General features: G+C 41.8%; 17 protein-coding genes. 3 read left to right on the top strand and 14 right to left on the bottom strand.

What is annotated here, in order from left to right; translation table 11 throughout:
- Window positions 1-6: 6 nt before the first annotated feature.
- Entirely contained in the window at window positions 7-1,242 is a 1,236-nt protein-coding gene (locus PR699_RS15860) for a M24 family metallopeptidase (RefSeq protein ID WP_014656275.1), read from the bottom strand.
- Window positions 1,243-1,445: 203 nt separating this feature from the next.
- The gene (gene yfcD / locus PR699_RS15855; RefSeq protein ID WP_004921163.1) at window positions 1,446-1,988 is read right to left on the bottom strand and encodes an NUDIX hydrolase YfcD; all 543 of its coding nucleotides are present in this window, start codon (window positions 1,986-1,988) and stop codon (window positions 1,446-1,448) included.
- A gap of 298 nt (window positions 1,989-2,286) precedes the next feature.
- Here yfcD and PR699_RS15850 point away from each other — a divergent pair, with 298 nt between their 5' ends.
- A complete protein-coding gene (locus PR699_RS15850) occupies window positions 2,287-3,204 on the top strand; it encodes a TIGR01777 family oxidoreductase (protein WP_004921167.1) in 918 nt (305 codons plus the stop codon).
- 85 nt (window positions 3,205-3,289) lie between these two features.
- Here the strand turns inward: PR699_RS15850 and PR699_RS15845 are convergent, their stop codons facing one another.
- The 12 genes from PR699_RS15845 to PR699_RS15790 form a co-directional block, all read right to left on the bottom strand.
- Window positions 3,290-3,862 carry a UbiX family flavin prenyltransferase gene (locus tag PR699_RS15845; RefSeq protein WP_004921169.1) on the bottom strand — a complete coding sequence of 191 codons (573 nt, stop codon included), beginning with the start codon at window positions 3,860-3,862 and terminating at the stop codon, window positions 3,290-3,292.
- Between the two features lie 73 nt (window positions 3,863-3,935).
- Window positions 3,936-4,760, bottom strand: a complete 825-nt coding sequence (locus tag PR699_RS15840) for a YwqG family protein (RefSeq protein ID WP_004921171.1) — start codon at window positions 4,758-4,760, stop codon at window positions 3,936-3,938.
- 405 nt (window positions 4,761-5,165) lie between these two features.
- The gene (gene purF, locus PR699_RS15835; protein ID WP_004921177.1) at window positions 5,166-6,683 is read right to left on the bottom strand and encodes an amidophosphoribosyltransferase; all 1,518 of its coding nucleotides are present in this window, start codon (window positions 6,681-6,683) and stop codon (window positions 5,166-5,168) included.
- 14 nt (window positions 6,684-6,697) lie between these two features.
- Window positions 6,698-7,201 carry a colicin V production protein gene (cvpA, locus tag PR699_RS15830; RefSeq protein ID WP_004921179.1) on the bottom strand — a complete coding sequence of 168 codons (504 nt, stop codon included), beginning with the start codon at window positions 7,199-7,201 and terminating at the stop codon, window positions 6,698-6,700.
- A gap of 179 nt (window positions 7,202-7,380) precedes the next feature.
- Window positions 7,381-8,061: a cell division protein DedD gene (gene dedD, locus PR699_RS15825; protein ID WP_004921181.1), complete on the bottom strand. Its 681-nt coding sequence runs from the start codon at window positions 8,059-8,061 to the stop codon at window positions 7,381-7,383.
- Between the two features lie 5 nt (window positions 8,062-8,066).
- On the bottom strand, window positions 8,067-9,356 hold the full coding sequence (folC, locus tag PR699_RS15820) for a bifunctional tetrahydrofolate synthase/dihydrofolate synthase (RefSeq protein ID WP_183124486.1): 1,290 nt from the start codon (window positions 9,354-9,356) through the stop codon (window positions 8,067-8,069).
- A complete protein-coding gene (gene accD / locus PR699_RS15815; protein ID WP_036943936.1) occupies window positions 9,349-10,332 on the bottom strand; it encodes an acetyl-CoA carboxylase, carboxyltransferase subunit beta in 984 nt (327 codons plus the stop codon). Before accD ends, folC begins: the two co-directional genes overlap by 8 nt.
- A 159-nt stretch (window positions 10,333-10,491) precedes the next feature.
- Window positions 10,492-11,178 (bottom strand): DedA family protein, encoded by a 687-nt coding sequence (locus PR699_RS15810; RefSeq protein ID WP_036943938.1) that lies wholly within the window; start codon window positions 11,176-11,178, stop codon window positions 10,492-10,494.
- Window positions 11,179-11,306: 128 nt separating this feature from the next.
- Window positions 11,307-12,122, bottom strand: a complete 816-nt coding sequence (truA, locus tag PR699_RS15805) for a tRNA pseudouridine(38-40) synthase TruA (protein WP_004921188.1) — start codon at window positions 12,120-12,122, stop codon at window positions 11,307-11,309.
- Complete coding sequence (locus PR699_RS15800; protein WP_014656277.1) at window positions 12,122-13,132, bottom strand: aspartate-semialdehyde dehydrogenase; 1,011 nt, start codon at window positions 13,130-13,132, stop codon at window positions 12,122-12,124. Before PR699_RS15800 ends, truA begins: the two co-directional genes overlap by 1 nt.
- A gap of 100 nt (window positions 13,133-13,232) precedes the next feature.
- Window positions 13,233-14,363 (bottom strand): 4-phosphoerythronate dehydrogenase PdxB, encoded by a 1,131-nt coding sequence (pdxB, locus tag PR699_RS15795; RefSeq protein WP_014656278.1) that lies wholly within the window; start codon window positions 14,361-14,363, stop codon window positions 13,233-13,235.
- A gap of 132 nt (window positions 14,364-14,495) precedes the next feature.
- Window positions 14,496-15,287, bottom strand: a complete 792-nt coding sequence (locus PR699_RS15790) for a helix-turn-helix transcriptional regulator (protein ID WP_004921194.1) — start codon at window positions 15,285-15,287, stop codon at window positions 14,496-14,498.
- A gap of 99 nt (window positions 15,288-15,386) precedes the next feature.
- Here PR699_RS15790 and PR699_RS15785 point away from each other — a divergent pair, with 99 nt between their 5' ends.
- Together PR699_RS15785 and PR699_RS15780 are read left to right on the top strand one after the other, a co-directional pair.
- Window positions 15,387-16,316, top strand: a complete 930-nt coding sequence (locus tag PR699_RS15785; RefSeq protein ID WP_014656279.1) for a DMT family transporter — start codon at window positions 15,387-15,389, stop codon at window positions 16,314-16,316.
- Between the two features lie 393 nt (window positions 16,317-16,709).
- Window positions 16,710-20,045: an SEL1-like repeat protein gene (locus PR699_RS15780; RefSeq protein WP_014656280.1), complete on the top strand. Its 3,336-nt coding sequence runs from the start codon at window positions 16,710-16,712 to the stop codon at window positions 20,043-20,045.
- The last annotated feature ends 8 nt before the right edge of the window (window positions 20,046-20,053 follow it).

The raw sequence follows: 20,053 nt of genomic DNA, 5'->3' as shown, positions 1-20,053 counted from the left end.
TCTTACTTAACCACCAGAAACCAAATGACGTGGCAAATGGCTGAGCATCTCAACTCCCTCTTCAGTGACTAGCAGCATGTCTTCAATCATAATGCTGCCAATGCCGATACCGTAATAAGGTGTTTCTAGGCTCATCACCATTCCCGGCTGAAACACATCAGTCGTCGCTGCACTCACAAAAGGGGCTTCTTCTAACCCGACAAATACACCATCTCCATGCCCTAAGTGACCACGGTTATAGTGTGGTAAGCCAGAACAGCGAATTAATGCCATGGTTTCATTGAACACATCACTTAAACGTACCCCGGGAGCGACACGGTTGAGCATGTATTCATGGCCTTTATGTATGGTTTGATAAATCTCTTTAACTTTATCGTTAGCATTGCCAACAACAAAGGTTCTTGCAATATCAGCCCCATATCCCGCAACATCAACACCACAATCGAATTTAATAAGATCCCCTTCTTTCGCAGGCACATTTTCCGGTAGCATTTTTGGGGAGAAATCACTGCCGACTGAAATTAAATTGAAACGACTGTAGTTAGTTTCTGGAAACTCCATCACTTTAGCTTTAAAAGCTGCGGTTAATTCAGCGGAAGTACAACCCACTTTGATTAATTCGCTAGCAGCTTGAATACCCGCTTCTGTAATTTGAGCACTTTTTCTTAAGTGAGCGATTTCCCATTCACTCTTGATAACGCGCAATTCATTGAAGAGCGGAGCGGAATCCACTAGATTTAATTCTGGGATCACCTTGTCTAGCCACACTTTCCCCATATGGCTGATTTGACCCAATTCAATGGCGACAGGTTTACCATATACATCGGCTTCGGTCAGCGCATCTTTTAATAGCGTAAAGATAGTCTCAATCGGGCTATGAATAGGCCTTTGCTTAACAACTTTGCCATTATCAGGGTGATAAGGATCATCCACATCAACCCATATTGGGAATGTACGCACTTGTGCATTAGGCATTTCCAATTGCAAATTTGCAGCCTCAAATTCATTCATAATCACCAGCGATTTCACTGATGGGTCACGAAAAATTACCGCGATCGCCGAGCCTGTTTGCCTAAAGGTATACATGAAGAAACTAGCAAAACCGGTTAAGTGATAAAAATTATCTCCCACGGTAGCTACGAGGGCTTCAATCCCCTCTCGCTCCATAATCGCACGGGCTTTATTCGTGACATTTTGTAGGTGTTGTTGTTTTAAAGAAGATACATCTTTATGAATTGTCATTATTTATTCTCTCGGATGGTGCAACATGGTGACCAAGAATTAATTAGCAGGAAGGCATAATTCAGTGGGCATATAAATATATCAAATAGCCCACTTATTAATTATAACTAATAGTTATAATATAGTATCAGTAACACTATAGAATAGAAGACAGTATGAATTAAAGGGCTAAAGCATAGCCCTTATCAATTTAAGTCGTTAAGTTACGAATTATTTGCACACGAAATAGCTTTCTCAAACTCATTATTCCGTGTTAACCATAAAGAGAGCGCTTTTAAGGAGTCAGGGGTAAATTCATCACAACGAGCACTAATTTCGGCTGGCGTTAACCAATTCACCTCAACCACCTCAGACTCTTGCAATGCAAAAGGGCCATGGCTCACACAACTAAACAGACCGCCCCATATACGGCAGTTTTCGCCTTCATAATAAAATAAGCCATGTTCAGCAAACGGCACGCCTGCAATGCCTAATTCTTCTTCTGCTTCACGCTTAGCAGAATCTAAAATATTTTCACCTTGAGTCACCACTCCGCCAGCAGTCGCATCTAAGTAGCCCGGATAGAAATCTTTACTATCCGTTCGCCTTTGTACCAGTATTTTGCCCATTCCATCATGGACAACAATGTAAGTAGCACGATGGCGTAAGTTCTCTGCTCGCATCTGGCTACGTGTGGCCTGAGCGATAACCTCATTGTTCTCATCAACAATGTCAACCCATTCAACCACTTCGGTTTGTTCTTCCATCCTTAAAACCTTTTTTTAACCTGTTAACACAGTTTTTATGCCATAGAACTATTGCCGAAATCGGTCAAGCAAACAGTCTGTAACAAGGTATGCTTTTCACGTTCCCCTTGCAAGTGATAGCACACAAATTTGAGTATTGATTTCATGTTGCAGGAGCTTTAATAATAGGCTATTTACAGCAACAACAAGCGAATTTTTAGGAAATGCAATGCAGTCTCAGCAAATTTTCTGAGTAGCTGCTATAGTTAGCTCAGATAAGCTTTACACTGATTAGTCCAATTTTTCACAGGAGGCGATTATGCGGATACTTATTACCGGTGGTACCGGTTTAATTGGTACACCTCTCGTACAACGGCTTGTTGCTCGCTCTGATAAGGTAACAGTACTAAGCCGTTCCCCGCAGAAAGTCTACAGCCGCTTTTGTAAGGCTATCGAATGTTGGACTTCACTACAGGATAAGCAAGATCTCAATGATTTTGATGCTGTGATTAACCTTGCTGGGGAGCCTATCGCTGAAAAGCGCTGGAGTGATGAACAGAAAAAATTGTTGTGTGATAGCCGATGGAAAATCACTCAACGCTTAACTGAATTAATCGCTGCAAGTAAAACACCACCGCATACTTTTTTATCTGGCTCTGCGGTTGGTTATTATGGCGATCAAGGCCAAGCCGTTGTCACAGAATCAGAGCAGCCACACGATGAATTTACTCATCAACTCTGCCAACATTGGGAAGCCCTTGCTCAAAATGCGCAATCACCATCGACCCGCGTTTGTTTATTACGTACAGGCATTGTGATGTCATTAAACGGAGGCGCGCTCGCAAAAGTCCTTCCTATCTTTAAAATGGGGGCTGGTGGCCCAATTGGTCATGGCAAACAATTTATGCCATGGATACATATTAACGATATGGTCAATGCTATCTGTTTTTTGCTCGATAACCCAACTTTATCAGGCCCCTTTAATATGACAGCGCCTTATCCTGTCCATAATGACCAATTTGCCGCTATTTTAGGCGAGGTCATTAACCGCCCCGCTTTTGTTCGAACTCCCGCCTTTATGATTAAGGCCATTTTGGGTGAAGCAGCGACGTTAGTGCTTGGTGGGCAGCAAGCTATCCCAAAACGCTTGGAAGAGGCGGGTTTTCAATTTGAATATATTGAGTTAAAAATCGCCTTAGAAGATTTATTTAAAACGCGTGATAGTTCAACGAGCTAGTTTGAGCAGGCTACTGACCATTCACTGCGTCATGGTCAGTAGATTAACTAAACGGCGACAATTTATAACTGGCAATCGAATAAAACTACTTCCCTCCCTGCCAGCGGGTAAATAAATCTTGGTCTAATTCAATATCAAATTGATCGAGGATTCGGTTCACTGTTTGGTCAACAATATCTTGAATGGATTTAGGCTGATGATAAAAGGCTGGCATTGGCGGCATAATGACCGCTCCCATTTCAGCCGCTTGCACCAGTAACTTTAAATGCCCTAAATGCAGCGGTGTTTCACGTACCCCTAGAACGAGTTTTTTACCTTCTTTCAAGACCACATCGGCAGCACGAGTGACTAATGTATCGGTATAGCTGTGTACAATGCCAGAAAGTGTTTTCATGGTGCATGGCATAATCACCATACCCGTTGTACGAAAGGAGCCGGAAGAAATAGCCGCGGCGATATCGCGGCTATCATAATGATGATCAGCTAATTGCTGAACCTCTTTGACACTATAATGTGTTTCTAATGATAAGGTTTGACGGGCCGCTGCGCTCATCACTAAATGGGTTTCCACATTCTTAACAGGTTTTAGCACCTCTAATAACCTAACGCCATAGATTGCGCCACTTGCTCCTGTTAACCCAATGATTAGCTTCTTCATTCTGCTCCCCGCACGATTCGATATCACCAACAACCATAGTAGCAATTATCGCAATGAAAAGCCCTTAAATCTATCAACCACAATCCCAGTTATAGACCACTTTGCTAAAATCTTTATTTTTTAAATCTTCAGGATGAATAAAAAAGTTACCGACGCCAATATCGCCCCATAAAATGCCAGTTTCATAATCACTGTCGATTTGCAGTAACAATACATAGTCCTGAATTTCTTTACGATACTCTCTAGGGTCGGTTTGAGTAAAGAAAGGATAGCCGCCAATACGATGACCGTTCGACGCAAAGTGTTCATTGTAGGGTTCTAGCCATTCATCGTAAAAATCCTCGCCTTCAAACTGATCTTCGTAATCATACAGATCATCAACATCTAAAATTTTGCGGCCAAACTGAAAGTCGTTCGAGCTGATATATTGTGTCGCGGGTGTGAATTCGAGACTAAACTGCCCTTCTATTGGTGAGTAATACTCATCTTCATAAGCGGCTTCAATGGTGGAGAAGTCTTGTTGGAGTTTTGCGTTATCTTCAATAACACTCTCCCAATAGATGACGCGAAAACCGTTTTGGGTTTGTAGATCATCAAAATCCGCACCATACAAATCATCACCGCCGATAAAAAACTGCAATAATCCAGTTGTTGGATAGTTTTCAAGTGGCGGCATTTGTGCGAAATTAATTTGTGCCAATAGTTTTAAAGGAATGCCATCACTATCGACAGGAAAATCTGAGCCTAAAGGCAAATAAGGCATGCCACCAATACGACTTTCCCACAAAATCGGCTGTTCAACAGGCGTGAGTTGCATCTCTATGGTTGGTTTAGCTGTAGCCGTGATTTTATCAACAAAAGGCTTTAAGTTATCGGGTAAGGCTGTTAGGTCAATCATGAGAACTCCAGATGCATGAGGATATTCACAACAAGATACTCAATTAAAAACAGCAATATATCAGATATAACTGGAAATTTTTATTTTAATAACGTGCTTTTAATTCCTAACTTAAATATTGATTTCACAACGATTAATTACCTATTTTATCTCAAATAAGAGCCTAATATCTTTATTGTCTTTTGGTATCTGGTAATCAAATAAAAATCGCTTATGGTGATTAAATAAGAGCAAGAAACCGATTTCAGGTTAGCAACTGTTTTCATCACTGACTAATTTAAAGATTAAAATATATGCAGTTTTTTTGAATGTTTTTATTGAAAAGTATTTGTAGAATCAATCGCGGTGAATAAAAAAATGCCAGTAATCATCTCGCTGGCATTCTTAATATGTATAAAGAAATGATTAACCTTCGTTATAAATTTCTAGGTTCTCAATTTCATTTTGATCTTTAATTTTTAATTCATCGTCTTTACGGAGATTTTCTAAATAATCTAAGTAAGTTTGGTCAATATCTTTTGTGACATAGATACCATCAAATACAGAGCACTCGAACTCATTAATTTCTGGATTCTCTTCACGAACGGCATCAACCAAGTCATTCAGATCTTGGAAAATTAATCCATCTGCCCCAATCAGTTTACGAATTTCATCGACTTCACGCCCATGGGCGATCAATTCATTCGCGTTCGGCATATCGATGCCATACACATTTGGGAAACGCACTTCTGGTGCAGCGGAAGCAAAATAGACGTTTTTCGCGCCAGCTTCACGAGCGAGTTCGACAATCTGCTCTGAGGTCGTGCCACGCACGATAGAGTCATCCACTAACAATACGTTTTTATCACGAAACTCTGCACGATTTGCATTGAGCTTACGACGCACCGACTTACGACGCTCCTGCTGGCCTGGCATGATAAAGGTGCGCCCCACATAGCGATTTTTGACAAATCCTTGGCGATATGGTTTATCTAATATGTGGGCAATTTCTAGGGCGATATCGCAAGAGGTTTCTGGAATTGGAATAACCACATCAATTTGCAGATCTTCCCATTCACGGGCAATTTTAGCACCTAATTTCTGCCCCATACGTAGTCTCGCATTGTAAACCGAGATCTTATCAATAAAAGAGTCTGGACGAGCAAAATAGACGTATTCAAATAAACAAGGCGTTAATTGTGGGTTTTCTGCACATTGGCGAGTATACAACTGCCCCTGCTCTGTCACATAAACCGCTTCACCGGGTGCGACATCACGTAAGAATTCAAAGCCTAACGTATCCAACGCAACACTTTCTGAAGCGACCATGTACTCTTGTGCGCCGTTTTCTAATATGCGGCGCCCCAAGACCAATGGCCGGATACCATAAGGGTCACGAAACGCCAACATACCGTGCCCAATAATCAATGCAACACATGCGTATGCGCCACGCAACCTTTTATGCATTGCCGCAACCGCCGTAAACACATTGTTTGGCTCTAACGGAAAGTGGTCAAAACGGTCTAATTCATAAGCCAAGATGTTCAACAAAATCTCAGAGTCGGAGGTTGTGTTGACATGGCGGCGGGCGGTTTCAAATAAACGGCGCGTTAATTCATGCGCATTTGTCAGATTACCATTATGAGCAAGGGTGATACCAAAAGGTGAATTCACATAGAAGGGCTGCGCTTCTGATGCACTCGAACTACCTGCGGTTGGGTAACGGACATGACCGATCCCCATATTACCTTGTAGTCGGAGCATGTGCCGCGTTTCAAAGACATCTTTGACGAGGCCATTCGCTTTACGTAAGCGAATATTATTTTTGCCATCAATGGTAGCAATCCCTGCTGCATCTTGCCCACGGTGCTGAAGCACCGTCAAAGCATCATAAATTGATTGGTTAACCGGCGTAACACCGGCGATACCGACAATACCGCACATTTAGTCTTTCCTCATCAGCCAGACGGAGAAATATTCTCCGGTAGGAAACTTGACGCATTTTGCAGGTAGTCAAAGAACCACCTGATTATATGACTGAACTGCGGAATAAGTTCCGAACGTTGCCAATCCTCACTTTGAGGTAGGGGTGTAAAAGTATCGAGAAAAAAGAGTAATGCCGATACAATCAATACCCCACGCAACGCTCCGAAGCAGATCCCCAGAACACGATCTGTACCCGATAAGCCAGTCTTTTGAACCAGAGAACTAATGACATAGTTCACAACAGCACCGACAATTAATGTCGCGATAAATAATGCTGCAATGGCGATACCATTTCGTACCAGTATATCCTCAAAGCGCGTAAAGTATTCCGCCAAGTAAGGATAAAATGTACTAGCAACAAAAAAAGCACAACCCCATGTGATTAGTGACAACGCCTCTCGAACAAACCCACGGATCAGGCTTACCAATGCCGAGAAGCCAATGATGGCAATAATTGCGTAATCTAACCAGACCATATCTTATTCCAAAATTCGCACCCACGGCAGTGGCTGGAGTGCATTCTAACAGAAAACGAAAACGTTTGCGTAACCAATTTACATACAATTTAAAAAAACCAGCGGCGAAAAGAAAAATTCATCTTCGCCGCTGTAATTGATTAAAAGCTCAGGCTTTTTGTGATATTCCTATTTTAATATCATGGCTTAAAAGCCCTAATCTCTCCCTGTAGCCCCGTGATTGAACGTAGCTCAGGTAGTGCGCCTTCTAACAATTGCCTTGAAGCTTCTGGTCCGACAAAAATTCGCGTCAGTTGCCCATTGACTGGCCGTGAAGGTACGGTATAAACCTGATACCCTGACAACCTCAATTTTGCGACAATTTCCTCAACTTTTGCTGCATTTTTCAACGCCCCAAGCTGTACCACAAAAGCTTTACCTTGTGGGGCCTGTACTTCTGGCTTAGGCTCAGGTTTTGGCTTCGGCTCTACTTTAACCTCAGGTTTTGGCGTTGGTTTAGGTTCAGGCTTTGGCTCCACCTGTTTAGGTGCCTCAGCAGGGATATTCGGCACCTCTTGAGGTTGAGAGGCAGAATTTGCAGCGGCTTGTTGCTCACGCTGTCGCTGTTGCTCCTCCTGCTTCTGCTCGGAAATCGCTTCTGACAGCATAGCCTCAGAAGCTTGGCCTGACGCCGGATTTTGTGCCAGCGGTGCAATAGCTTCGATATCCTGTTCATCACCAGGTTTAGGAATAATAGGAATGGCCGCAAATTCATTTTCATTATATTTCTTATCGCCATCAAGTAGCGCAGGCAATACAATGACCCCCGCCGCGATTAAAACAATGGCACCGACAAGACGATTCTGAAATTTACTCGCCACCGATTTTATCCTTTTGAATTTTCTAACAACATCATTACGTGAGCGACCGTATGGAATGAGCCACAAACAACAATGATGTCGTTATCTGTTGCATCAAGGCACGCTTTTTGCCACGCGTCATCGACTGAATCAAATACTTGTGGTGAATCAAGATATTGACTCAACTGCGAGGCAGGCGCCCCACGAAACTCAGTAAGAGGAGCCACATACCAATCCGTCACTTGCTCTGATAAACAGGTGAGTGTACCTTGAATATCTTTATCTCCAAGCATTCCCACCACGGCTCTGACACGACGCCCTTCCACAGCAGGCAGTTGTGCTAAGCGGTTTATCAAATATCCAGCAGCGTGCGGGTTATGCGCAACATCCAAAATCATTAATGGCTTTTCACCAATAATTTGGAAGCGCCCCGGTAACTGAGCCGATCGCAAGCCGTCATGAATTGCCTGATCAGTGATTTTAGTCGCAAGTTGGCTATCAATCTCTTTAAGGCAACATATCACCCCCAATGCGGTCGCTGCATTTGCTAACGGCACATTAGGTAGTGGTAAATTCAGCCATTGGCATTGACGACTCTGCCATGCCCAACAATCTTGCTGTTGTTCAAATGACCAATCTTTATCCCGACGAAACAGCAACGCACCGATATTTTCGGCATGTTGACCAATTGACTGAGGCATATCAGGTTCACCGACAACCGCATAGCGACCACCGCGGAATATACCGGCTTTCTCAAAACCGATATGTTCCCTATCTGACCCTAACCAATCGGTATGGTCGAGTGCAATACTGGTCACCGCCGCGACATCTGCATCGACGATATTCGTCGCATCCAAGCGACCACCTAAACCCACTTCAAGGATCACGACATCCAATGAGGCTTGCTTAAATAACGTTAATGCCGCCAGCGTGCCATATTCAAAATAGGTTAAAGAAATATCGCCTCGCTCTTGTTCAATCTCAGCAAAGGCACGGCAAAAGTCGGACTCGGCCAATTCCGAACCTTGGATACGAACACGTTCCGTATAACGAACAAGGTGTGGTGAGCTGTAAACACCGACTTTCAGACCGGCAGCCATCAAAATAGATTCAATCGTATGGCAGGTTGTACCTTTACCATTAGTACCACCGACGGTAATGACGCGAGGTGCGGGTTGTGTTAAACCCATTTTGCGGGCGACTAAGCCAACTCGCTCTAGCCCCATATCAATATTTTGGCTGTGCAAGTTTGTCTGATAAGAGAGCCAAGCCTCCAGCGGAGACTCGGCATTAGGGATTGTAAACTGATTATTCATCATCTTTTTTATGCTTAGCAGAGTCCTTTACTTGCTCAGGAGCATCGATGACAGCATCGTCACTGGCGATATCGATTTTCACATCCTCTTCTTCGACGACTAATGTATCTTCAGTGGTATTAAAACTTGGCTTGTTAGTCAACATTGCCAATACATCTGCCAAGGTATCACGCATTTCAGGGCGACGAACAATCATATCAATCGCCCCTTTTTCCAGTAAGAACTCACTACGCTGGAAGCCTTGAGGTAGCTTTTCACGCACAGTTTGCTCAATAACACGAGGACCTGCAAAACCGATCAGCGCTTTTGGTTCAGCCACGTTGATATCACCTAGCATCGCCAAACTTGCAGAAACCCCCCCCATGGTTGGGTCAGTTAACACAGAAATGTAAGGTAACCCACGCTCTTGCATTTTGGCCAATGCCGCGCTGGTTTTTGCCATTTGCATCAGTGATAACAGCGCTTCTTGCATACGCGCACCGCCACTAGCAGAGAAACAAACCAATGGGCAGTTATCTTCTAGAGCTTGTTCAACCGCACGCACAAAACGTGCACCTACCACGGAAGCCATAGAGCCTCCCATGAAAGAGAACTCAAAAGCCGCCACGACAACTGGCATCCCTTTTAACGTTCCTTTCATTACGACGATAGCATCTTTTTCACCGGTCTCTTTTTGAGCCGCTGAGAGTCTATCTTTATATTTTTTGGAATCACGGAACTTCAGCGCATCTTTTGGCTCAAGCTCACTGCCTAATTCTGTTGTCGAGTTTTCATCGAGGAAAGCTTCAAGACGCTGGCGTGCATGAATACGCATGTGATGATCACATTTAGGGCATACTTGTAAGTTACGCTCTAATTCAGCCCCATAGAGGACTTGCCCACAGCTATCACATTTTGTCCAAACACCCTCTGGGATGTTGACTTTGTTTGATTGGGTCAAGTTACCTTTTTTTAATATTTTTTCAATCCAGCTCATTAATGGACCTTTTCGTCTGATTGATCTCTGACTTTCCTTAGCGAATTCAAGCAACAAAAATAATTGCCACATCAACTCACTCAGGTAAAACGCCAGTATGTAATTTTGTGCCATTAAACCACAATGGTACACCACTGTGGATAAAAACTTTTAAATCCGTTATGGATTATCACTTTTTTCAACCGCAACACGTTTTTCTTTCGCGGCTGCACGACGATGACGAATCACTTCGATCACCCCCGGAAGAATTGAAATAAAGATAATTGCCACTATCAATAATTTCAAATTCTGTTGTATAACGGGTAGATCACCAAACAGATAACCTGCATAAGTGAATGACAGTACCCATAATAACGCCCCTGTCACATTATAAAAGGCGAAATGACGATAAGACATTTTGCCCATTCCCGCAACAAATGGCGCAAATGTTCTAACAATCGGCACAAAACGAGCCAAAATAATTGCTTTACCACCATGCTTCTCATAGAAAGCATGGGTTTTTTCCAGATAAACACGACGGAATATTTTTGAATCCGGGTTTTTAAACAGTTTATCGCCGAAAATACGCCCGATCGCATAATTAACAGCATCACCAAGAATAGCGGCTGTAATCATCAATGCGACCATTAAATGTACGTTTAAATCATTGCTATCTAACGCGGAAATAGCCCCTGCGACAAACAGCAGCGAATCTCCCGGCAAAAATGGGGTAACGACCAGCCCAGTTTCGCAAAACAAGATCAGAAATAAAATACCGTACACCCATACACCATACTCAGCAACTAACTCTGCTAGATGGACATCGATATGCAAAATAAAGTCGATAATAAAACTGATAAACTCCATACAAACCTCATTATCAATAGCATCCATGCTATACTCATGATACCTTCAATGACGGCACTGTTGACTCTGGACATCCACACAAGTCACCTAGCTGCTTCTGAAATTATTTAGAGTATATAAAATTAGATTCACATCAGTTCGTCCGCTAAGAACAACGGCCCCATCACATTCGACGGTAAAGCGAATTTTTCAGGATAATCAACGGATACTAAATACAAGCCATCAGCTTTGGCAGTTGCCGCAGCTTTCGTTCTGTCTTTTAGTTCGAGCAATTGTGCCATCCAATTAATATCCTGATTACCGCAGCCAATTTCTAGCAAACTTCCCACTATATTTCTGACCATATGGTGAACAAAAGCATTGGCTTTAATATCCACCACGACATAATTACCGTGACGTGTGACTTGCACATGCATCACATTACGCCAAGGTGTCCGCGACTGACACTGGACTGCTCTGAATGAGGTAAAATCATTTTCTCCCAACAGAGCTTGCGCCGCTTCATGCATCTTTTTTTCATCTAGTGGATAGTGAAAATGTGTCACTCCACTGGACAAAATCGCTGGCCGATAACGGTGATTAAAGATGACATAACGGTAACGGCGTGCTGTTGCACTAAACCTCGCATGAAACTCTTCATCGACAGGTTTACACCAACGTACTGCAATATCCTCTGGCAAATGGGTATTGACTCCCATTGTCCATGCGGCTTCTTTGCGGATCACAGGGGTATCAAAATGCACCACCTGCCCCGTTGCGTGAACCCCTGCATCCGTGCGACCTGCACAAAATACATTAATCGGATGATTCGCCACTTTTGACAAAGCGTCTTCAAGACAGCCTTGCACACTTTTCACTTCCTGTTGGCGCTGCCATCCATAATAACGACTCCCATTGTATTCGATGCCTAACGCAATGCGAGACAACTTAGTTGACTCTGACATCAGTAAAACAACTCCTGAGCCAGTTTTTCAGCCGTTTCCACTGCCATTAAAGCGCCACCGAAACGCACATTATCGGCCACCGACCAAAATTGCAAAATTTCAGGGATACCATAATCATTACGAATACAGCCAATACTTAAGCGATCATTACCCGATGCTTCAGTGACCTGAGTTGGATAATCACCTTCTTCTGAGACCTGAATATCATCAAAACGTTCCAGTTCATCTCGAGCTTCTTCTACTCCAACAGGACGCAATGTTTCGAGATACACCACTTGAGCATTGCCATAAAACACAGGCGATTGAATAAAACTCACCGCAACAGGTAGTCCATCGTCTTGTAAAACTTTTCTGACTTGTTCAACTAAACGGCGTTCTTGCTGTACGCTGCCTTCCATATCTGCCAGCATAGGCAACATATTAAACGCCAATTGTTTACTAAAACGCCCTTCTTCCGCAGGAATACCGTTTAATAAGCGAGCACTCTGCCCCGCTAACTCATCAACAGCCGCTTTGCCATAGGAGGAAACAGACAACATGTTCGTTAAGGTGATACGGCCGATACCCGCCGCTTCAATCAATGGCTTCGTCGCACTAAGTAACTGACTTACATAACTATCCGCTAGTGCAATAATATTGCGGTTACGGTAATCAGCAAGCACATGAGGGTTCACGCTGGGAACAACTAAAGGTACGTCAGGTTCAAGCGCAAATACACCACTCGTATCAATCACGATGCACCCTTCTTGGGCGGCACGCTCTGCATAATATAAACTGGCTTCTTCCCCAGCGGCGAAAAACGCGATTTGAGCTTGTGACCAATCAAAATCGGTAGCGTCTTGAACTTGATAACTTTTATTATTAAAACGCAGGCTTTCTCCAGCGCTTCGTTCACTCGCCAATAGATGCAATTCGCCAACAGGGAACTCGCGTTCTTGTAATAATGCTAAAATAGCTTCACCGACAGCCCCGGTGGCTCCCAATAACGCAATATTCCAACCTTCAGTCATTGCTGTTTCTCCAAAAATATAACCATTAAATGAAATCATCTACGCGTCTTAATAAAAGGTTGATGTTACATTCACCAACCTTTATCGAGACACGCTGTGATCACTTAATTAAATGTGCATTAAAACCCAGTGCAGCAAGTTGAGATACCGTTTGTTCATCATCACAGTGCACTTCAAGAGAGGACCACTCACGGCGTTCTTGGTAGTGTTTACGTAATTTGTCAAATTCACCAGGGATTGCCGCTACTTCACGTAGTGCGGCATCATCGCGACGCACATCATACACCAGATGAACTAACCTTTTGAGTTGACTTTGCGTTAATTTACCGAGAAAAGTGATGGCGCTGATCTCCGGTTTCGGTAATAACGATGATAGCGCGATACGGTCCGGTTGACCTAAAAATTGGCAGTACGCTTCATAAACTTGAGTCGTACCGCGCGCTTTCCCTTCTAAGGTATAACCTGCGATATGCGGTGTGCCAATATCTACCCATTCTAATAATTCAGTGTCTAAATTAGGCTCTGGCTCCCAAACATCTAACACAACGCTCATGTTTTTGCCTTGCTTTAACAAAGACAATAGTGCTTGATTATCAACAACCTCACCACGGCTCGCATTAATTAAAATCGTACCATCACGTAAGTTAGATAAGCGTTCAGCATCCATTAAATGATAGGTTTTATCTGCGCCATCCATATTCAATGGGGTATGGAACGTTAGGATATCCGCATCAGCTAACAAGGTTTCCAGCGGTAAAAACGCCCCTTGTTCCCCCTTTGCTTTACGAGGCGGGTCACATAAAAGCGTTTTCACTCCCCAAGCGGATAATCGGTTAGCGAGGCGTCCACCCACATTCCCGACACCAACAATACCGACCGTTTTATCACGCAAATCGAAATGGTCACGTTCAGCAAGCATCAATAAGGCCGAAAAAACATACTCAACCACCGCAATGGCATTACACCCCGGAGCCGAAGAAAAGGCGATATTGGCTTCCTTCAACCATGCCGTATCTACATGATCAAAACCTGCCGTGGCAGTACCAACAAATTTGACAGGCATTTCACTTAATAGTGCTCGGTTAACTTTTGTTATCGAACGTACCATTAACGCATCTGCATCCAGAAGCTCAACTTCAGGTACTGGACGCCCAGGTACGGCTTTAACCTCACCCAGTTTGCTAAACAACTGCTGAGCATACGGCATATTTTCATCAACCAAAATTTTCACTTTATTCGCCCCAATCATGTCATTGTATGCTCAATGATCAACATACAAACTACTGTATGGTTGTTTCATTTTATGAGTGCTTATTTTGCCACGTTCCACGCACATTGCCTATGTGCGATTACTGTGATTTCACTATTCTTTCGCACGGAAACGGTCGGGAGTTACCCCTGAGATCTGTTGGAACATCGCAATAAATGCAGACGCTGAGCTATAGCCAACATCCAGTGCGACTTCATGTACGCTTTTCCCTCGTTCCAGTGCAGAAACGGCGTGCAAATAGCGTAAACGCTGACGCCATTCGCTAAACGACATTCCCAGCTCTTGCTGGCAACGACGCGACAATGTACGCTCTGAGGTGTAACTCCGTTTCGCCCAATCCGCAAGTGTGGTGTTATCGGAAGGGTCTTTTTGCAAAGACGCTAGGATTGGCGATAAGAATTTATCTTTGGTGATAGGCAGATACGTTTTTTGGCAAGGTGACACTGCAAATTGGTCAATCAGTACACTGGCTAATCGTATGTCCTCCTCCGTTTGTGGCTCGACGACCCCCCTTTGATAAAGATCGGCCATAATTGTTTGAAAAATAGGACTGAGCTTAATCACACCAGCACGGGATGATAATTTATCGCTAAAACGTTGCGCGAAATCGATAATACGAAATTTCACACTCTGCTTATTAAAGCTTGCATGCTGTGTATTTGCGGGGATCCAAACACAAAATTCCGGTGGTGCAAGGTAGTGTTTGCCTTCGACTTCCATTTCCATAATGCCACACACCACATATAACAATTGACCAAATGGATGGGAATGCGATTTGTACTCGCTTTGAGTATCAATTTGTTCATGGCGCAATGCAATGAATGCAGGTTCGATAATATTGCATTCATTAATCAGCCATGTTGGTGATTTTTGATCTTGTTGCATAAATGTTGTCTGAAAACCGTTATCGAATGTCTGGATATCAGTATATATAAAAAATCTGACAACGGTATACTAACGCCACTCATTAGGGAGAAACTTTTAATGAAAAATTTATTATTTCCGCTAATAGCGGTTTTACTTTGGTCAATGAATGCGATAGTGAATAAAGCCGCGGCAACCGCTATCGATCCCGCCGCAATATCCTTTTACCGTTGGGCATTAGCTCTGCTTGTCATGACTCCATTTGTGCTACGCTCTGTCTTGCGTCACTGGTCGATAGTCAGAAAACATTGGTGGCAACTCGCCATTTTAGGGGCGCTGGGTATGATGCTCTACCAAAGCTTAGCCTATTATGCCGCTCATTCTGTCAGTGCAACCTTTATGGGAATTATGAACTCCTTAATCCCATTATTAACCGTTGTCATCAGTATTTTTGTCCTGCGAGTGATCCCAACCGTTGGTATTTTTATCGGTACTCTGTTATCGCTGGCGGGTTTAACTTGGTTAGTCAGCCAAGGTAACCCTGCAACGCTCTTTTCCCAAGGATTAGGCACCGGTGAGCTGTTGATGTTGATTGCCTCTGCCGCTTATGCCTTATATGGCGTCTTAACTAAGCGTTGGGCTATTCAATTATCAAGTTGGGATTCACTGTATGTACAAGTTTTCTTTGGCGTTATTTTATTAATTCCCAATTTCTTATTGGCAGATGACGTGTCGCTTAACCGTCACAACATTGGTCTTGTGGCCTTCGCGGGTATTGCAGCCTCTATCCTCGCACCTGCATTGTGGATCCAAGGGGTTATGCGCCTAGGCGCCAATACGACCTCGATTTTTATGAATTTAGCGCCAGTATTTACAGCAATCATCGCTATCTTTGCGCTCGGTGAAGAGCTGCAAAGCTACCATTTAATTGGTGGTGGCGTGGTATTATTAGGTGTTATGTTAGCACAGCAATTACGTACCCCTCTGACTCATCTTTTTAAGAGCAAGAAAAAAATTGAGCAGAAAAAAGATTGCTTAAACGACTCCTAGCAGTAAAATTAAGCTTCAAGCAATGCAATGTCGTAATCCATATGCCCCACACTTGTGGGGCTATGTTTTTTATTATGACCTATTAATTAGAATAGTTTGAACTAAATATAAATAAGCAAAACATTCCGTTTTGGACAAGTTATTCGCTAAGCAATTAATATTATCAGGAAAAGGAAATTTTTTATTCCACTGCCGTTAGATATCGTGCAAATCACGGCATGCTGGCTAAAACAACCTGACGCAATTTTTGCTTCAGGTTTTCCTGAAAAAGATCAGTTTATTCTTTAATACCCCAAGCGTTAACAACTGTAAACTAGCATTGATAATATATAAGTAATCGCGTTTAAAATAATAGTACAACTTGATTTATGATGAATATGAAAAAGGATAACCATGCTCCCTAATATTAAGCCACTGATAACACCGACTGTGCTTTTAACTGCATTGATAAGCCTAAGTTTTATTCCATCAATAAGTCAGATATCACCACTATCACCTAGTTATGCATTTTCTCAATCCGATGCCCCCCAAAAGGATTTAATATCACTGACCGAAAGTGCCAATAATGACTTATCATCAACGGTTAATCTCCCTACTATTTTTTCAATGATTGTTGACGATCATTATGCAAAAAAAGCTTATTTACTGTATCAAATCTATAATGGTGACAAATATGGAAAAAGTTTAAAACCCGATCAATTGCAGGCTCAAAAATACCTTCAGCTAGCTGCCGAACTTGGGCATCAAGATGCATTAATCGAAATGATTGACCAATCAACCAACCTTTATAATGCACCAGGGAAGTATCTTGATAGTCAAGCCAAAAAATATATCAATATGCTGCTAGAAAAATATCCGAATTCTCCAAAAACACTGATCACTGTAGGAAACCTCTATGCAGACTATAGAAAGCATTTTTATAATCCTGAAAAATCATTTGAACTAATTCAAAAAGCTAGTGAAATCTCACCATCAGCAGAAATCAACTATGATCTCGCAAAAAAGTACGCTCTAGCGCTAGGTACAGAGCAAAATTTAAAAAAGGCGATCAGTCTTTTACAAGAAAATATTACGAATGATAAATTAGTACAAGATAGTCAATATGCATTAGCACGACTCTATTTTCAATTTGATGTATCCGATGAAATTGGAAAAGATTTCGTTATGGATATACTCAGAGAAAGTGTTGAAAGAAATAAGTCCGCCTTGTTTCCAGATTATAGCTTAGCGCATTACTATGCAGACTACCTTTTAGAACAAGATCCGATTAATAATAGAGAATATGCTTTTTCCTTATACAATAGAGCAAGTCATTATTTTACTGATGCGAATATACATCATGCATTAGCGCTAATAAAATATGAAAAACACGAAAAAGAACAAGCCGCCTACCTTATTTTATCAACTTTAAAAGCGGATCAAAAATATCATTATCTCACCACAATAGAGCGTCAAAACGCTTATAACTTGCTCTTTAAACACTTTCTTGACTATCCTGGAACAATTCAATTTCTTGTTGAACAGTCACTTAATAATGAGCAAGTAAAATCAGCTATTCAACCTCTATTAAAGCAAAACCCTGACGCAAAGTTTAAATATGCCATAGCGAATGTTAACCGTATGAGCATCAAGAATACAATTGATGACAAGGCGTTAGCATTACATTATCAAGACATAATTACAGCCGCAGAACTGGGTTCCATTGATGCAATGCTGTTTATTATTCATGGTAAAGTCGATGATGACCGTCTACCCGGAACTCTTTTTGATGATAATAGATTTGACCAACTCACGGGGATAACGAATGATGATCGTTGGATGTGGCACAATAAATGCGCTGACCAAGGAAGTAACCGCTGTTTAGCCGAACTTGGTTATCGCTACCAATATGGTAAATTTGGCGTCGAAAAAGACTATTCAAAAGCACTTAAATATTATAAGCGCATTCATATTACACCGGATAATTATGAATTTCTTAATTATGAATCCGATATGAAGCTTATTGAAAAAGAACAACAAAAATTCAATGAGCTACTCAATCAATACAACAATAATGATGCCGAAGCCACCCACAGGCTAGCCGATGTCTATCGATTTGGTAAATATGGGCAAAAAGAAGACAATGTTAAGTGGCTTAAATATCTAGATCAAGCAGCAAACTTAGGTAGTGCTAAAGCATTACATGAATTATGGTCCTATTATGAGGATGAAGGTCAGCTCGAAAAAAACAGAGCTAAAATCATGAGCTATTATAGCAAGCAGATCGCCTCTGGGAATCAATCTGCTGCTCTCACCTTAGGCTTAAATTATTTATATGGGTTACACCTTGTTAATGCGAACCGAACGAAAGCGCGTGAATTATTGAAGAAATCAGGTAAAGATGGTGAGCGCTATCTCGCTGAAATGGATAAGTTTGATGAGAAATATACATTAAAAGATAAAGATGCCACCACTAATTATCAACTAGGCGTTGCACACACATATGGTCGGGGCGCCAGCATTGATCATTTAAAAGCGAGGCAATTTTTTAAAACCGCAGGAGAACAAGGCCATCAAGAATCTGCTTACACATATATTAGGTCATTGCAAAATGGTATTTATGATTATAAAAAAAATCGCTGGATCGCAGAACCTAATTGGTATGAAGCTATTTCGTGGCTAAAACAATACCCTCTCGCATGTTGTCAGGAAGATGAACTGCTTCGCTATAATACACTGGTATTACCGGCTTTAAATAATGATATTAATGCGACATTAAAACTTTCTCATTGGTATATTGAGCAACAACAACATACTGCTGCGGCCTATTGGTATAACAAATTACTTGATAAAAAAGATTTAAATATCATTATTCCTGCGCTTGATAAAATCATTACGAATGATGGCAAAAAGCGTGAATTGTACTCAGCGGGAACCTTGAAAAATGACTTATATTCTAAAGTACACTTTGCGTCTTTAGCTGTAAATAATAAAAAAGTCGCTGCAAACCCTGAACTCTACCAGTCTATGATTCAATTTCTACATGAGGGATTAGGCTCAAGCGATCCTATCATTTCAGATCTTGCATTTACCTCTTTACTTACTGCCTATAGAGATGGAACCGAACAGTATAGTTATATATTCCGTCGCCCGATAAATGAGAAAGCGTATGTAGAATTATTGGAGTCACAGTCTAAAAATCGTGATGATGTTCTCATGTTATTGTCAGAATATTACACAACCCAAAATCCCCAAAAGGCTCTAGATTATGCTCAAAAGGCTTATGAAAAAGGTGATATCAGAGCAGCTAAATATCTATATAATTTTTATTATGCTCACCTTGATGTCAATCATGAAAATCTTAAGCGTACTACTCAATATCTCAAAAAATATCTCAATATGAGGGAAAGTGCTGATGAGAAGATTATCAATGAGCTTACTCTTCCTACTGAACATATAATCGGCATTGCTGATATCTATTTCGAAGGCTTTTACGATATGCCGCGAGATCTAGATAAGGCAATTGAGATGTATCAATATTTATTAAAATATGAACCTGAAATTGCTTTAGAAAAACTTTATGAGTCACATATCCTAAACGGAAATACCAATGAAGCTTATTACTATGCATTAATTCTCAATAAAGATACGGATAATGTCACCATGTTTAATACGCTAACAGATGTACAACGTGAAGCGATCAAAACACGTGTACAAGATTATTTTGATAACAAAAATACGAATAAATAAGTTAATTA

The sequence above is a fragment of the Providencia sp. PROV268 genome (assembly GCF_028477805.1).
GTDB lineage: Bacteria > Pseudomonadota > Gammaproteobacteria > Enterobacterales > Enterobacteriaceae > Providencia > Providencia stuartii.
The sequence above is the reverse complement of the archived record's forward strand: the minus strand, read 5'-3'. Positions and strand labels throughout refer to the sequence as shown.

Bases quoted from the DNA above. Each gene is read 5' to 3' on its own strand.
- PR699_RS15860 (WP_014656275.1), bottom strand. From the start codon at position 1,242: ATGACAATTCATAAAGATGTATCTTCTTTAAAACAACAACACCTACAA.
- yfcD (WP_004921163.1), bottom strand. From the start codon at position 1,988: ATGGAAGAACAAACCGAAGTGGTTGAATGGGTTGACATTGTTGATGAG.
- PR699_RS15850 (WP_004921167.1), top strand. From the start codon at position 2,287: ATGCGGATACTTATTACCGGTGGTACCGGTTTAATTGGTACACCTCTC.
- PR699_RS15845 (WP_004921169.1), bottom strand. From the start codon at position 3,862: ATGAAGAAGCTAATCATTGGGTTAACAGGAGCAAGTGGCGCAATCTAT.
- PR699_RS15840 (WP_004921171.1), bottom strand. From the start codon at position 4,760: ATGATTGACCTAACAGCCTTACCCGATAACTTAAAGCCTTTTGTTGAT.
- purF (WP_004921177.1), bottom strand. From the start codon at position 6,683: ATGTGCGGTATTGTCGGTATCGCCGGTGTTACGCCGGTTAACCAATCA.
- cvpA (WP_004921179.1), bottom strand. From the start codon at position 7,201: ATGGTCTGGTTAGATTACGCAATTATTGCCATCATTGGCTTCTCGGCA.
- folC (WP_183124486.1), bottom strand. From the start codon at position 9,356: ATGAATAATCAGTTTACAATCCCTAATGCCGAGTCTCCGCTGGAGGCT.
- accD (WP_036943936.1), bottom strand. From the start codon at position 10,332: ATGAGCTGGATTGAAAAAATATTAAAAAAAGGTAACTTGACCCAATCA.
- PR699_RS15810 (WP_036943938.1), bottom strand. From the start codon at position 11,178: ATGGAGTTTATCAGTTTTATTATCGACTTTATTTTGCATATCGATGTC.
- truA (WP_004921188.1), bottom strand. From the start codon at position 12,122: ATGTCAGAGTCAACTAAGTTGTCTCGCATTGCGTTAGGCATCGAATAC.
- PR699_RS15800 (WP_014656277.1), bottom strand. From the start codon at position 13,132: ATGACTGAAGGTTGGAATATTGCGTTATTGGGAGCCACCGGGGCTGTC.
- PR699_RS15790 (WP_004921194.1), bottom strand. From the start codon at position 15,287: ATGCAACAAGATCAAAAATCACCAACATGGCTGATTAATGAATGCAAT.
- PR699_RS15785 (WP_014656279.1), top strand. From the start codon at position 15,387: ATGAAAAATTTATTATTTCCGCTAATAGCGGTTTTACTTTGGTCAATG.
- PR699_RS15780 (WP_014656280.1), top strand. From the start codon at position 16,710: ATGCTCCCTAATATTAAGCCACTGATAACACCGACTGTGCTTTTAACT.